Annotated in this window: 11 protein-coding genes and 4 pseudogenes; 3 read left to right on the top strand and 12 right to left on the bottom strand. The window is 40.8% G+C overall.

Annotated elements, in window-relative coordinates:
• Positions 1 to 8 precede the first annotated feature (8 nt).
• Positions 9 to 1166, bottom strand: a pseudogene (locus CP352_RS04230) (ATP-binding cassette domain-containing protein); the annotation flags it as partial.
• Between the two features lie 89 nt (positions 1167 to 1255).
• On the opposite strand from CP352_RS04230, the pseudogene CP352_RS04235 reads away from it, so the two are divergent.
• Positions 1256 to 1504, top strand: a pseudogene (locus CP352_RS04235) (IS30 family transposase); the annotation flags it as partial.
• A gap of 237 nt (positions 1505 to 1741) precedes the next feature.
• Here CP352_RS04235 and CP352_RS04240 read toward each other — a convergent pair.
• The 4 genes from CP352_RS04240 to CP352_RS04255 all read right to left on the bottom strand — a co-directional run bounded on the left by CP352_RS04240 (position 1742) and on the right by CP352_RS04255 (position 5969).
• Positions 1742 to 2380, bottom strand: a complete 639-nt coding sequence (locus CP352_RS04240) for a TetR/AcrR family transcriptional regulator (RefSeq protein WP_089150420.1) — start codon at positions 2378 to 2380, stop codon at positions 1742 to 1744.
• Positions 2377 to 3993 carry an ABC transporter permease gene (locus CP352_RS04245; RefSeq protein WP_089144295.1) on the bottom strand — a complete coding sequence of 539 codons (1617 nt, stop codon included), beginning with the start codon at positions 3991 to 3993 and terminating at the stop codon, positions 2377 to 2379. The genes CP352_RS04240 and CP352_RS04245 overlap by 4 nt, the downstream gene beginning before the upstream one ends.
• Positions 3980 to 4897 (bottom strand): ABC transporter ATP-binding protein, encoded by a 918-nt coding sequence (locus tag CP352_RS04250; protein ID WP_087713299.1) that lies wholly within the window; start codon positions 4895 to 4897, stop codon positions 3980 to 3982. The genes CP352_RS04245 and CP352_RS04250 overlap by 14 nt, the downstream gene beginning before the upstream one ends.
• Positions 4898 to 5169: 272 nt before the next feature.
• Positions 5170 to 5969 (bottom strand): IS5 family transposase gene (locus tag CP352_RS04255; protein ID WP_162920435.1). Its coding sequence is split into 2 segments (ribosomal slippage): positions 5170 to 5681 and positions 5681 to 5969, totalling 801 coding nucleotides; the frame shifts between segments, so codons are not numbered across the junction.
• An 80-nt stretch (positions 5970 to 6049) separates the two neighbouring features.
• Between CP352_RS04255 and CP352_RS04260 the strand changes: the two are divergent.
• A pseudogene (locus tag CP352_RS04260) lies at positions 6050 to 7033 on the top strand (IS30 family transposase); the annotation flags it as partial.
• Here CP352_RS04260 and CP352_RS04265 read toward each other — a convergent pair.
• Together CP352_RS04265 and CP352_RS04270 are read right to left on the bottom strand one after the other, a co-directional pair.
• A complete protein-coding gene (locus tag CP352_RS04265) occupies positions 7022 to 7831 on the bottom strand; it encodes a hypothetical protein (protein WP_024863150.1) in 810 nt (269 codons plus the stop codon). The pseudogene CP352_RS04260 and the gene CP352_RS04265 sit on opposite strands and share 12 nt — an antisense overlap.
• Before the next feature lie 59 nt (positions 7832 to 7890).
• Positions 7891 to 8334, bottom strand: coding sequence for a hypothetical protein (locus tag CP352_RS04270; RefSeq protein ID WP_016526921.1), 444 nt, complete (start codon positions 8332 to 8334; stop codon positions 7891 to 7893).
• Positions 8335 to 8596: 262 nt separating this feature from the next.
• Between CP352_RS04270 and CP352_RS11495 the strand changes: the two genes are divergently transcribed.
• The gene (locus CP352_RS11495) at positions 8597 to 8659 is read left to right on the top strand and encodes a putative holin-like toxin (RefSeq protein ID WP_230083882.1); all 63 of its coding nucleotides are present in this window, start codon (positions 8597 to 8599) and stop codon (positions 8657 to 8659) included.
• A 152-nt stretch (positions 8660 to 8811) separates the two neighbouring features.
• On the opposite strand, the gene CP352_RS04280 is transcribed toward CP352_RS11495, so the two are convergent.
• The 5 genes and pseudogenes from CP352_RS04280 to CP352_RS04300 form a co-directional block, all read right to left on the bottom strand.
• Positions 8812 to 9936 (bottom strand): ArdC-like ssDNA-binding domain-containing protein, encoded by a 1125-nt coding sequence (locus CP352_RS04280; RefSeq protein WP_089146669.1) that lies wholly within the window; start codon positions 9934 to 9936, stop codon positions 8812 to 8814.
• Positions 9937 to 9938: 2 nt separating this feature from the next.
• Complete coding sequence (locus CP352_RS04285) at positions 9939 to 10154, bottom strand: hypothetical protein (protein WP_003713050.1); 216 nt, start codon at positions 10152 to 10154, stop codon at positions 9939 to 9941.
• 120 nt (positions 10155 to 10274) lie between these two features.
• Positions 10275 to 11786: a type IA DNA topoisomerase gene (locus CP352_RS04290; RefSeq protein ID WP_233186909.1), complete on the bottom strand. Its 1512-nt coding sequence runs from the start codon at positions 11784 to 11786 to the stop codon at positions 10275 to 10277.
• A 23-nt stretch (positions 11787 to 11809) separates the two neighbouring features.
• Positions 11810 to 12232, bottom strand: a pseudogene (locus CP352_RS04295) (ABC transporter ATP-binding protein); the annotation flags it as partial.
• Positions 12233 to 12577: 345 nt separating this feature from the next.
• Positions 12578 to 13195 carry a DUF4097 family beta strand repeat-containing protein gene (locus tag CP352_RS04300; RefSeq protein ID WP_065990193.1) on the bottom strand — a complete coding sequence of 206 codons (618 nt, stop codon included), beginning with the start codon at positions 13193 to 13195 and terminating at the stop codon, positions 12578 to 12580.

Genomic DNA, 13195 nt, shown 5'->3' on the forward strand with positions numbered 1-13195 from the left:
TATTATCTTTAATTTAATTCGATTACTTGATCATACTTTTTCAAATCTGCTGGTTCATAGTGGTGAATTACTTCAAGAAAGGTAAGGTTTGAGTTTAACAAGTAATCATGGATTTGATCTGATGTGTTCTTATCAAGGGATGCATTAATTTCATCTAGTAGCAAAACCGACCTATCAGCCAAAATTGCCCGTGCTAGTTCGATTCTAGCTAGCTGTCCCCCAGACAATTGATCCGCATTATCACCCAAGGAATAGTCCCAGCCTTTTTCAGCAATAATTTGATCCAAGCCTAATTTTTGGCACACCTCGCTCACCTTTTCCCGGGAAATATTTGCACCTAAAGTGAGATTAAACCACAAGGTATCGGCAAAAATTACTGGGGACTGGCTAGCATAAGCGAATAAATCTGTAAACGAGCCTGGCTTTTGCTTTTTATCGTTAAGCAATATTTCCTTGGCATGACCATGCTTTCCGGTTAATAGGAATTGTAATAACGTTGATTTACCTACGCCAGACGGTCCAATAACTGCGACCTTTTGTCCTTTTTTGATTGTAAAATTAATTTGGTTAGCTAACTTCTTGCCCTTTCTAGTGAGAGCTAGATCTTCTATTTGCAAAGTTGCAAAATTATAATCAGATTTTGCCTTTTCAACCTTGCCCTTGGCAATATATTTTTCTGCCTTAGCGACAATTTTCTTAGTTGTTGATAATTTGTTTCGATCTTCTAAAATAGTCAAAATTGGATTAAGAAATGAATTTGACAGTTGAACGATTGCAAATAAGGCACCTAAAGTAGTTTGACCCTTAACCACCATGTAAATTCCCACTAAGAATGGGGTTAAGAACGTAAATAAACTAGCAATCAAGTTAATCCAAGAACTAGTATCTAGATTGAGTAAGTTCATTTTACGCAAAGCATCTTCTAATTGATTGATCAAAACTTGATTTTTCTTAACCGCATTATCGCGCTTGTTGTATAAATTTAATGTTGTGCTACCAGCCAGAAAATTTTTAATATGACTAACATATTTATCATTAGCAGTTGTCCAATTTTCTGCTGCAGTTTGAATCTTCTTTTGAAATAAATTAGAAACCAGCATCGGCAAACATGAACCGATTAAAAATAATAATGTAACTAACCAATTAACACATAAAGCATACCCTATTGGCTGTTTGGGGTTTCATGCTATACTGAACCATAACCTACAAATAAAATTGGCCCTAAAGCCGTTAATATGAAAGGCTGATTTAATGATTGGTTGATTGTATGATCAATCTACTAAGAAATGTAGGAGAAGATAAATGTAAAACCGTTACACCTGATAGAGGAAAAGAATTCTCCCAGCATAGTCGAATAACGCTAGAATTAAATGGCACTAAAGTGTATTTTCCAGATCCACATGCTCCATGGCAACGTGGTACAAACGAAAATACTAATGGTTTATTACGAGAATATTCACCCAAAGGTGAAGATATTTCAGGTATTTTCGATAGTCAAATTCAAGATGAGGAAATACCACGAGAGATTGTGATCATGCTTGATGGAAGTGACTTAGCGTATAGTCCTGATCAACCGCCTCAATTTGTGTGTGAAGATTGTGGTGGTGCCATGTCACCGGTGTATTACCGAAACAAACTTGGCTATGAATTTAGACTCGAAGACAAGTAAGTGGCAGTGGCCACTAACTAAAAAGACCTCAGGGCGGGTTTCCCTGAGGTTTTCTTAATCTATCAGCTGACGTCAACTTTCATCTGGTAAAAAGCCGTGTTCGACAATCAATAACTGGCGTGCCATCGTCTCAACCACGGACTGCAGATCTTCAAACTTGCGATAATGGCCACTGGCAATGAGTCTGATGGTGACCGCCGTTTGTTGGGCGATTAAGGCAGAAACGACACCGAAAACGTCATCGACTGACAGGCCCTCACGACGAGGCAGCTGTTCAATTTTCTCGCGAAAAATGCGATCGATTTCAGCGGATACGGCAGTTGTTTCTTGCTGCACTTGTTGTCGCAACGGTTCGGGAAAATGCGGTAAATCAGCATAGGCTTGCATTATCAAGCGGTATTCAGCTGGGAATTTGAATTGTAGTTTCAACTCATACTTAACTGCAGTGGTCATCATGGCAGCCAAGCCAGGGGCATTCTGCCACTTTTTAGGGTCCATGTGATCATAAATTCGATGATAGGCATATTTGAAAGCGTCAAGATACAGCGCTTGTTTATTGCCAAAATAATGGAAGAGCAAGCCCTTAGATACTTGTGCTTGGTTGGCAATCTGATCGGTTTTGCTCTTGATGAAGCCTTGCTGGCCGAAAATTTCCGTCGCTGTTTTGAGGATTCGGGTGACCTTTTCAGAATCTGTCACAACATTTTTCATAGGCTCAAATCCTGACGGCGATAACCAGCAATGCCAAGAATAAATAATACTATAGCGCTAACAACCATCACGATTAGCCATGTTTGATCAACGTTTTCAACCGGTACATTGGCAATCCAGCCAAAAGGTGTGAAGTTGCCTGCGTGTTTTGGCAAATCAAACAATCCCCGGAAAATTTGAACGATCAGACCGGCTCCCATATACAGCCAGAATAGACTGCTTAAGCGTGGCCACAGACCGACTAGTGCGATGCCAAGGGCGATAAACGATATCACAGCCGGAACGCTAGCCACGAATAGGCGACCGAGGTACTTGAGCGGCAACGGGTGACTGAGAACAGTGTTCCCAGTGAAGAACAAGGCCAGCAGCCCAGCAGAAAGGACGAACACGCCTGCCAGCAGACCAAAGCAATAGTAGCTGACACTGATCGTGGTTCGCGTTGGCTTTTCGGCATGAATGACGCTCAAGTAACCAAGGTTGTCATCGCGTTTGAGTCGGAATGCCACTTGGACGCCAGCAGTCACGGCTAATGCGACGAAAATGCCGAGATACATGCCTAAGAATGACAGGACCATGGTCTGATTGGCAGCGTTGATTTGGCCAACATCTAGTATTTTACGATAAAGCGGATTCGTTTTAAGAATGTCGCCAACGCTGCCGAGCACACTACCCATGACGCCGCCAAACACCACGGCGCCGATTAACCACCCAGCAAATAATCTGCGCTCAGTTCGCCACAGTAAGGCAGGGATCGAGCGAAGCCAGCCGGCAGCTTTGGCTCGGCCGGTGCGTTCAGCAATAATCCCGGCGCCCAGATCGCGGTTGCGGGCAATCATGGTGGCGCTGGCCGCAAGCAGAATGCTGACCAGTAAGGCCAAACCTAAAGCCCAGACGTTGTTATCAGTATAGAAGTTTGCTTTTTCGAACCAACCAATTGGTGATAACCACGTCAGATTTTGATGCTGGATATCGGTGACCAGCCGAACCAAATAAGCGGCAGTCAGCACCATGTAGCTCAACATATTGGCTGTACGTGTGTTATTGGTTAGTTGCGCGAATAGCAACGCAATGGCTCCGAATAGCAAGTTGGCGATCACCATCCCCAGTGAAAACAGGAAGTCACCGTACAAGTCAGTACCACCCATGTTGACAGCGGCCAACGAGACAAAATAGAGGATACCCATTATGGCACTGTCGATGAGAAGCTCAAGCGAAGCGGCGGTGATGGCAGCCGTTCGCCCAACATTGCGAGCGCGAACCGTTTCGAGCAAGCCACTTTCTTCTTGACCGCGGGTGTTGCGAATCATCAGCGGCATAACCCATAAGGCCTGCAAAATAATCATGAAGACGACCATCACACCAGCAAACACAATCGCTGTGTTATACGTGTCCACCTTTGGCATCGCGCCAAACATTGCCGCCATGCCCGGCGCTTGCAGCATTTTGACAATCTCTTTAGAGCCCGAGGCCCCGCCTGCAAAGTCTGCTTCCAATTTGCCAGCACCACTGGCAATCATCATGATCAAAATGACAAGCCAGATGAGTGAAAATTTTAGATTTTGTTTGAGGTTTGCCCGAAGCAGATAACCTGCGTTCCGATTACTGTGCCGCATGAGTCTCACCTTGCTTTCCATAATAACGCAGGAATAATTCTTCCAGCGTTGGCGGCGTTGATTGCATGTCGACCACGGTGTTGGCGGCCAGTGTGGTCATGATGGTGCCAAGCGCGTCTCGATCAGCGGTGAAAACCGCCTTGGTGTGCTCGGAATCGCGATAAGTGAGGTCGTGAACGCCAGCTTGCTTTGCCAAAGCAGTCATTGGGGTAGCGGTGGTGACTTCAATTTTGATCCGCGATAGATGCCGTAATTGATCAAGATTGCTGCTCTCAATCACACTACCATCACGGATGATAACAATTGAATCACACATTCGCTCGACTTCGGACAAAATGTGGCTTGATAGCAGCACACTTTTACCGGCTCTTTTCAGTTTTAAAACTTCTTGCTGGAAAATCTGTTCATTTAATGGATCAAGCCCAGAAGTGGGTTCATCAAAAATATACAAATCGGCATCTTGCGACAACGCAGCAATTAACGCTACTTTTTGACGATTGCCTTTTGAATAGGTACGAGCTTTTTTCTTCGGATCAAATTCAAAGGCCTTGATTAGTTCATCGGTCTTTTGATTATGCTGGCGGCCATTTAAACGTAGCAATAGGTCGATAATTTCGCCGCCAGAAAGATTTGGCCATAAATAAACGTCCCCAGGAATATAGGCGATGCGTTGATGAATCGCCGCATCATCCCGCCAGGCATCTTTGCCGAAGACGGTCACTGAGCCGCCACTCTTTTTTAATAAGCCTAAAATAACTCGAATGGTCGTGGATTTGCCGGCCCCACTAGGTCCTAGAAAACCCAGAACCTGACCGGGTGCCAACGTGAAACTGACATCTTTTAATGCGGCAAACTTGCCAAAGTTTTTTTGAAGATGGTCAAGTTCGATAATAGCTGTTGTCATTTTTGTCATCCTCCTTAAGGTCAAACTTGAAACACGTTTTAATATGTCGGTATCGACCTTTTCAGTATAGTCGCGATTGACTGACGAGTCAACGAATTATTGACTCGTCAGTCAATTTTTTTGTGACGCCGGATTTACAATGTAAGTGCAACACCTAAATAACTAGACCAAAAAGGCCATGAAGCCTTAAACTTATAAGTGACAAAACCAATAAGTTAGGACGGACTTCATGGCCCAATCTAAAGATACCATCAAAAAATCTTAGAAACTGTTTAGTATCTTTTGAGAAGTAACCTGATAAAAGCTAACGAAACCATCATGAGACTAGTGTTGAGCTTACGCTCACAGTTACGCCATAAACGATGATAATTTCCCAACCAACTAAATGAACGTTCAATGAGCCACCGTTGGGGGATAACCGAAAATTGGTGTAACTCATTTCTTTTAACGACGATTACCTTGGCTGAGGTTAAACTGCTAATCTCATTGGCAAAATTTTGGCCGGTATAACCACTATCAACCATCATGGTTCGAACCAATTTAAACTGCTCTAAATTAAGGGTGACGAGTGCAATCGCCCCGTCACGATCAGTGATGTTAGCCCGGGTAATATGGATAGCTTGCGGGAATCCATTGATGTCGACGGCTAAATGGCGCTTAATGCCGGAAATTTTCTTGCCACCATCGTAACCCTTATTTTCAGCGGTAGCGGTGTTCTTAATGCTTTGGGCATCTAAAATGACGAACGAAGTTCGGGCTGACCGCCCTTGCCTTAATCGTCGATCAGCGACAATTTTTTTAAAACCTGAGTTAATAAAGCTGGTTTATCAGGGGTGGGGGCTTTTGACCAACTCATCCAATAGTAGTAAACGGTGGACCACTTTGGATAATCAGCCGGCAAATCACGCCAAGTACAGCCATTTTTAAGGACATAGAGCATGGCACAGAAGATATCATAAGGATCAATGTGTTTTGGGTGAGTTCGTTTTCTTGAAGCTTCCAGATCCTGACGGATCAAATCGAATTGTTGCCGAGAAATATCGCTTTGGTAATGATGACTAAAATGTTGCATATGATCACCAACTTTTTTGACAGTAGTTTATCAAATTATTGGGTCAAAATCAAAGATACTAAACAGCTTCTTATAAGCAACTATCACGTGAGGAGCGTGGCCAAATCCAGAGTCTTTATGAAGATCATTATTCGATCAGGGCGATTGCTAAAAGATTAGCACGCGATCCCAGCACGATCAGCCGTGAAATCAAGCGCGGCACCGTGACTCAAATGTCCAGTTATGGCGTTTATACCCAGCGTTATTTTGCCGATAGCGGTCAAATTCAATACGAACAACGCCGTTTAAATTGCCATCGCAAAAGTCTACTCGAATATAGTCCGGCATTCTTTAACCAATTGACCACTGCGCTTAAGGCTAAGTTCCGAGTGCACAGTGTAGATAGCTTTGTCGGTGCTTATAAACGTCACCATCCAGCTGAATATTGCCCCGCAACACCCACTGTTTATCGTTACATTGATCGCGGGTTACTAGCTGTCGCCAATATCGATTTACCACAACAGGTCAAACGTCACCAAAAGCACCGTACGGGTCGTGTACGCCAAAATAAAAAGATCTTGGGGACTTCAATTGAACAGCGACCAGTAGCGGCTAATGATCGTTCTGAATTTGGTCATTGGGAAGGTGATTTAGTCAAAGGCAAGCGAACCAGCGATCAACCGGCACTGCTCACCCTAACTGAACGAATGACGCGCTACGAAGTCGTGATCAGAATCCCCAACTATCAGGCTGAAACCTGTAAGGCTGCAGTTCAACAGTTTGTGAATAAACTTGATGCTGAGGTGGTTAAGTCACTCACTTTTGATAATGGTGCAGAATTTTCTGCGCTGAGTGAGGTCACTGGTACCAACCTATATTTTGCTCATCCTTATACGCCGTCAGAACGGGGCAGTAACGAACAGCTTAATGGGCTACTAAGAGAATTTATCCCTAAAGGTCAATCAATTACCAGTTTCAGTGATGATCATATTAAGCAAGCGACCGCGGCACTTAACCAACGACCACGTAAACTATTTGGTTATAAATCAGCCAATGAATTCATGGCTGAGCAGCTACTCGCATGACCACCACCTAGACCACTTATAAGTGAAGTTTAGCAAGTGTTGCACTTGATTTGACAATTCGGGAATAGAGTCCCCATTAGTATGAATTAATTTATTTCGGCACTCCATTCCCTTCCCAAGTGCTGCTCTCAATTCTTTAGGTATTTTCCAACCAAAAATGGGATTAAAGACTTTATCACTTGTTAATTTAACAATTGATGGACTCGGTAAGTTCTCAATTAGTAGTCTAAGTTCAGTGCTCTGACTACTAAAAGCTTCTTTAACACCAATTTCTGCTGCCATAGCCAAAGATACATACCTTATTCTTAAATCTATAATAGATTTGCTGTGCTGCAAAATCAATAACGATAATGGTATGTTTTGATTGTGAATGATACAACTTCCTAATCGTTTTAAGTTATCCTCATCAGATAAGGACATGCTCATAGTTCTATCTGGAAAAATGATTTTCAAGTTTAAGGGACAATCTGTCCAAGTGCCATCATTAAAATTTATTTGGAGTTTCTTCGTTATTTTGTTTGAATCCAAATTAACCAAATTAAAAAAACCAACGAGATAATTTATAATCTTAGTGTCAATCTGTAGTAGTTTATCAGAAATTTTTTTACTGATTTCAGGATTATCTTTAAATCCCTTTTTTTCATCAAACGCAGCTTTATCAACGTTGAAGTTTAAAAAAAATTCAATGGTTTTATTCTTAAATATTATTGATTTAACTTCACCAGAACTTAAATTTAAGGTAGCTGTACCGTTAACTAAATCGTCTTCAAAAATAATAGTGCGTTTTAAAATAGCCATCTTGTCCTCCTAAACTTCAAAACTTATATACATTATGCGTTTAATCTGTCTTACTCTCTTTATTTTCTATGGGGTAAATTTGCTTCTGATTTTTTAAGCCAACCATCAAAATCTTTTTTAGTACCCTCATAAACATCATATGCGCTTGGATATTTTTTTTGAAATTCACTCTTAAAATCTTCGAACGAATAATCATCTGGCAATGAATTTCTAACCTTTTCAAGTTTTTTATTAATCCCCTTAACCAGATTTCCCTTCTTTCCTTTACCTAAATAAATAGGATTTCCATGACTGGTTACGCCTAATGCTTGAGCAGCACGAAACGCCGTTTCTTTCACTTTAAACACTGGGTCATTTATAGCAAGTCTAGCAAGTATATCTTTAGACTGCTTGCAATCATATTCTTTTAAAACATTTACAGCAGACAAACGTTCACGCCAACTGTTTTTATTATTTGCTTTCTTTTTCAACTCTTCAATGTTTCTTGGTGTTTCTTTTATCATAAATATCACTCCTACTTTAATGTCCAAGCAACTACATAGCTATTGCTTTTTAATCAAACAAATTTCAATCATTCTAAAGCAAAAAATACACACTGGTTACAAGAAATATTTCTTCCTATACAAGTTTTCTGTATAATAGACCAAGCAAGAAGTTTTAAGGGCGGTGGCTGTCTTTTCCCTTGCGAGGTGAGGCCCATGGGAACATGGAATAATCTTCAGAAAGGTTTCACAGTCAATGAGCGTCTTCCAGACACTCTCGTTGATGTTGCTGTTTGCAATGTTTATTTTGGCGTTGCTAACATACATCGACAAAAGGAACAAATAAAAAAGCCGCCCTGCGTAACTTTGGTCGGTTACAGGGCGACAATATAGTTTTGTAATCTAGGCCACCGCCTTTAAAGCGGCTTGTATGGGAAGTCCTGTTCCAGCGGGGCTTCCTTTTTCTGTCTTTATTATAGCATGTCCTTTAAAAACTGGCTAACGTTTCAGACTTTGATCAGATTCAGGATCAGGTTGTTTGATTTTCGGATTCTGTTTAGCAAACGCTTGTAGCTGCTTTTGCGTTCGATCACTAATTTCCTGGTGCACATCGGTTAATTGATTTTTTAATTCTGATTTTTGTTGTGGATTAGTTGATTGCTTAACTTGCAGTTGCAAGCCTTGATAGGACTTATTAAGATCCTGGGCTGATAGCTTTTTTAAATCATGCTCAGGCTCTTTTTGTGCTTCTTGTAAGCCTAATTGTTTGGTTAACCCGTCACTAAGCTCAATCACTTTGTTGCTAACTTGCTGGATTTCACTTAAAGCACTATGGATCACGGCTTTATCTTTGGCCCAGGTAGCTACATACCCGAGGGAGTAATTGCCCGTATCAACCCCAATGTTTTGCATGGCGACATATGCAATCGCTTCGGCTTGGGTTTCCTGATAGGCTCGTGGCCGATCTTTAAAGGTTGATTTTAACCCGTGTAGCTGGCTATGTGCATATTCGTGATATAAAGTCTTTAGTTTCAAAGCATTGTCGGGCTCATCGCCACCAATAACGATTTCACTAGTGCTAGGTTGAAAATAGCCTTTAGCGCCACCAAGTTCTGACAATCTCTTTTCACTGACTTTAATATCAGTATTGCTATTCAAATAATTTTTGAGTTCGTTGTATAGGTTAGTAACGTTTTTATGATCCGCTAAATTTTCTTTGACAAAATCTTTAGCACTTAGGACTGGTTCGCCGCTTGTCTGTGATATGTCAAATACTGGAATATAGCGATAACCAACTATGGCTTTTTCTTCGGTCGTATCAAGCCTTTTCTGATCCTCTGGAGTTAGTTTTTTAATAATAGGGGCCGCAATCCTGATCCCTTTTTCTCCTTTATTTACTGATCGTTTAAAATCATTCTGCCATTTTTTAAAGCCTGCAACTTGGCTGGCACTTGGATTTTGAGAATAGATAAGGTCAATATTACGTTGGCTATACCGGTGAAACTTTGCTACGGTATCAAGATAAATTTTAAATTTTTCACTATCAGTTAGTTTTAAAATTTCTTTTTCGGCATTTTCGACAAGCTGCCTTTTCCATTTTTCAGTTTCAACTTTACTTGGCATGATTAACCCTCCTCGGCGTCTACAAACTCTACAGAATTATCAATTTGGGGTAACTTGATAGATTGTGTGCCGTAAAGTGCTAAATATTCAGCATTCTTTTTTTGCCACGCAACTTGAATATATTTGCCATTACCCGCAACTTCTGATAGGTACTTATAACTGCTTTTATCCGTCAAAATAGGTAATTCGCTTGCTAATGCTTCCAGTTCATTTTTCATGATATATCCTCCTTCTTTTACAATTACACTCGTTGGTTAGGTTCACTTTTTGGTTTTTGAAAAGTAAACCTAAATGACGAGTTCACCAACCGAAACAACGTGCAGGGCGGTAGGCAGGTTCTAATCAAAATCAAAACTTAATTTGTGGCCGTCAAGCTTTAACTTGGCGTCAAACAACTTTCCTTTTTTGCTCTTGAAACCCTTTAATTTGCTCGTTTCCCCCTTGGTGACCAACGCTTTAATTGCGGTCTTCCCGAGCGTCTTGCTACTCCATTTCTTAGGTAAGGTAAAATCTTCACCTTGCTTGGGTTTCACAATGTAAAACTTCTGTTTATTTAACACGGTTGCTTGTGGTGTTTCTAAGAAGACTTCGGCGGCTTTTTGCGCTTGCTGTTGGTGATTAATTTGTTGCTTAATGGCTGCACTGCCGGTTAATTGTGTCGGAACATCAGCAATCAATTTTTCCACGAACTTTTTGATTTGGTTCAAAAAGTTATCCGGGGTGCGTTCTTCGGTACTGATTTGTTGTAACGCTTGCTCCCATTTTGCTGTCATCTCTGGGCTAGTTAACAAGGGTTCGAGTTCAACCGCTTTACATAAAGTAATCCCCGCTTCACTGACGTGGAGCTTGTTCTTTTCAGTAACTAAATAGCCGCGCTTCTTTAACACTTCCAGCACATTTGCCCGGGTTGCACTCGTTCCAATGCCTTGCACATCTTTAAGAATCGCTTGGGCTTCTTCATCATCAAGTGTTTTACCGGCCGTCTTCATTGCCGTAATTAAGGTACCTTCGGTAAAGGGCACCGGTGGTGTCGTTTCTTTTTGCGGTGTTTGCAGATTTGCTTGGACTTGATCGCCTTGGTGAACGAGCGGTAAGGTGGCTGCCTCTTGCTGCTCGGTTTTGGTTTCATCAAATAAAGCTTGCCAACCTTGGTTAGTTGGGACCTTACCGGTTGCTTTAAAATTGGCGTCACCAACTTGGGTGATAATGGTGGTTTCTTCGTACTCGTACGGATCAGCAAACATGGCTAATGTGGTTCTTAAAACCAAGTCATAGACTTGTTGCTGTAATTTAGGCAAGCTGGCTAGTTTCTCTTTCGTCGGCACGACTTTAGTCATGATAATGGCGTAGTGTTCTTCAACCTTTTTTCCATTAACATAGCGCTTATTTGGGGTGGTATTGGTTAAAGCGACTGGCTTAGAGACTAACCCCAGATACTTCGTCAGATTAGCCACTAAATACTCAAATTCTTCATCAGTGATATAAGCACAATCCGTTCGGGGATAACTCAACAACTTGGCTTCATATAAGCTTTGAATGGCTGCTAAGGTTTGGCTGGCGCTGGCGTGATAACGTTTATTCATGGCACTTTGCAGACTGGATAGTGAGAATAGTTGGGGACTAGCACGCTTTTTAGCCTGTTTTTGGACGTCCTTGATTAAACCGGCCTGTGAGCTTTTCTGAACACGTTTAGCTTGCATGAACGTTATTAGCCCTGCTTCGTCTTTAAATCGCTGATAAGGGTCTAATTTTGCGACGAATTTTTGCTGATTAGCAAGAATTTCAGCATTTAGTTCAAAATAGGGTTCCGGCTTAAAGTTTTTGATTGCCTGGTCTCTTTGATAGACCATATACAAGGTTGGCGTCTGCACGCGACCAATTGAGTATACCCTAGCGCAAAGACAATCATATAGGCCTGCATCATTATTTCAATTTCGGCATCAAAACGATTAGTTTCCAGCAGTTTAAAATCTGTAGTTAAAAAGCCTAAGCTAGCAGTATTTTCTTTGCTAGTCTGACCCAGCATCCCCTTTAAAATGCCAGCTCGCAGCGTCGTATTAGTCTCTTGAATAGCACTTGTTTTTAACCGATTGAAAATCAGCGAAGCAATAAAAGTCGCAATAAACGCCCCAATAACAATAACTAGAAATTGTGCTAAATCGCCAAACCTTCTTTGCGTACCAACATTGGTCAATGTCTGTACCATATATGCAAAAATGATTTGTTGTGTACTAGCAATCAAGCCTAAAATAGTTAACATAATGAATTTTGCATGTGAAGAATATTTGTAAATCATTTTTTGTCCTCCTGTATTTTACTTGAGGCTAGTATCGCAGGATAATGACGAAAAATGCAGAAAATTTGCAGATCTGCAAATTTAAGCTGGTTAAAACTAAGTAAAAATCGAGAGGAGGATTTATTATGTTGCCGTTTGGGGCTTCAATGAAGCAAGAGCTATTTTACCTACATATAAATGGCTAAATAATGATGGATTTAGCTAAGAACAAATCAAGTTTTTCAAAAAGTTTATGCATTCCAATGCTCACTTAATTTTCAAATATGCAAAGCAACATAAGCCAGATCTTCTTGATTAAAAGCATTAAAAAAGCGCAATCTACAAAATTGCGCTTTTTTATCATTCCTAATTTACTGTGATATTTCCATTTGAAGTATCAATCTCTAGCACATTATCCCCGACGTCATTTTGGCTATATGTGTCGCCTTCATCTTGTCCATTCACTGTAATTCGTCCGTTAGATGTATCAAGGTCATATCCTTGAGCCACACTATTTCTAACCACAACACTACCATTTGACGTGTCGATTTTACCTTGCTTAAGAGCAAGATCTTTCACTGTTACATTACCGTTTGAACTATCGATCGTCACTTTATCAAGCTTCTTTTTAGGTATTTCAATTGTAATCGTAGGTACAATCGAATTCTTCTTAAACAAATCAAAAATATTTGCATTAATATTTACAGATCCATTATTACGTTCAACCTTTAAAACACTATTTTCAACTTTAACTGCCGGTACCATTTTTTCTCTACCGTTATAGATTACACGATAACTGTCACCTTTTTGAATCTTAATATTTGCGTTAGCAACATTTACATCGATTTGATTAAACTGTTGATGTGTCAGCTCTTTTTGCACTATCGGACCTGCATTACCTTTTCTAAACATTAAACTCGCTCCAATTACTAAAGCCAAAATTACTACTAATATAGATACTTTCAAAACTCTTTTACCTTTCAT

The organism is Lactobacillus sp. UMNPBX1 (assembly GCF_002554085.1).
GTDB classification, from domain to species: Bacteria; Bacillota; Bacilli; order Lactobacillales; family Lactobacillaceae; genus Lactobacillus; species Lactobacillus crispatus.

What these genes read in the sequence shown, in the direction of transcription:
- CP352_RS04285 (WP_003713050.1), bottom strand. Translation starts at nt 10,154, where the DNA reads ATGAAAAATGAACTGGAAGCATTAGCAAGCGAATTACCTATTTTGACG.
- CP352_RS04265 (WP_024863150.1), bottom strand. Translation starts at nt 7,831, where the DNA reads ATGGCTATTTTAAAACGCACTATTATTTTTGAAGACGATTTAGTTAAC.
- CP352_RS04245 (WP_089144295.1), bottom strand. Translation starts at nt 3,993, where the DNA reads ATGCGGCACAGTAATCGGAACGCAGGTTATCTGCTTCGGGCAAACCTC.
- CP352_RS04280 (WP_089146669.1), bottom strand. Translation starts at nt 9,936, where the DNA reads ATGCCAAGTAAAGTTGAAACTGAAAAATGGAAAAGGCAGCTTGTCGAA.
- CP352_RS04270 (WP_016526921.1), bottom strand. Translation starts at nt 8,334, where the DNA reads ATGATAAAAGAAACACCAAGAAACATTGAAGAGTTGAAAAAGAAAGCA.
- CP352_RS04300 (WP_065990193.1), bottom strand. Translation starts at nt 13,195, where the DNA reads ATGAAAGGTAAAAGAGTTTTGAAAGTATCTATATTAGTAGTAATTTTG.
- CP352_RS04250 (WP_087713299.1), bottom strand. Translation starts at nt 4,897, where the DNA reads ATGACAACAGCTATTATCGAACTTGACCATCTTCAAAAAAACTTTGGC.
- CP352_RS04290 (WP_233186909.1), bottom strand. Translation starts at nt 11,786, where the DNA reads ATGGTCTATCAAAGAGACCAGGCAATCAAAAACTTTAAGCCGGAACCC.
- CP352_RS04240 (WP_089150420.1), bottom strand. Translation starts at nt 2,380, where the DNA reads ATGAAAAATGTTGTGACAGATTCTGAAAAGGTCACCCGAATCCTCAAA.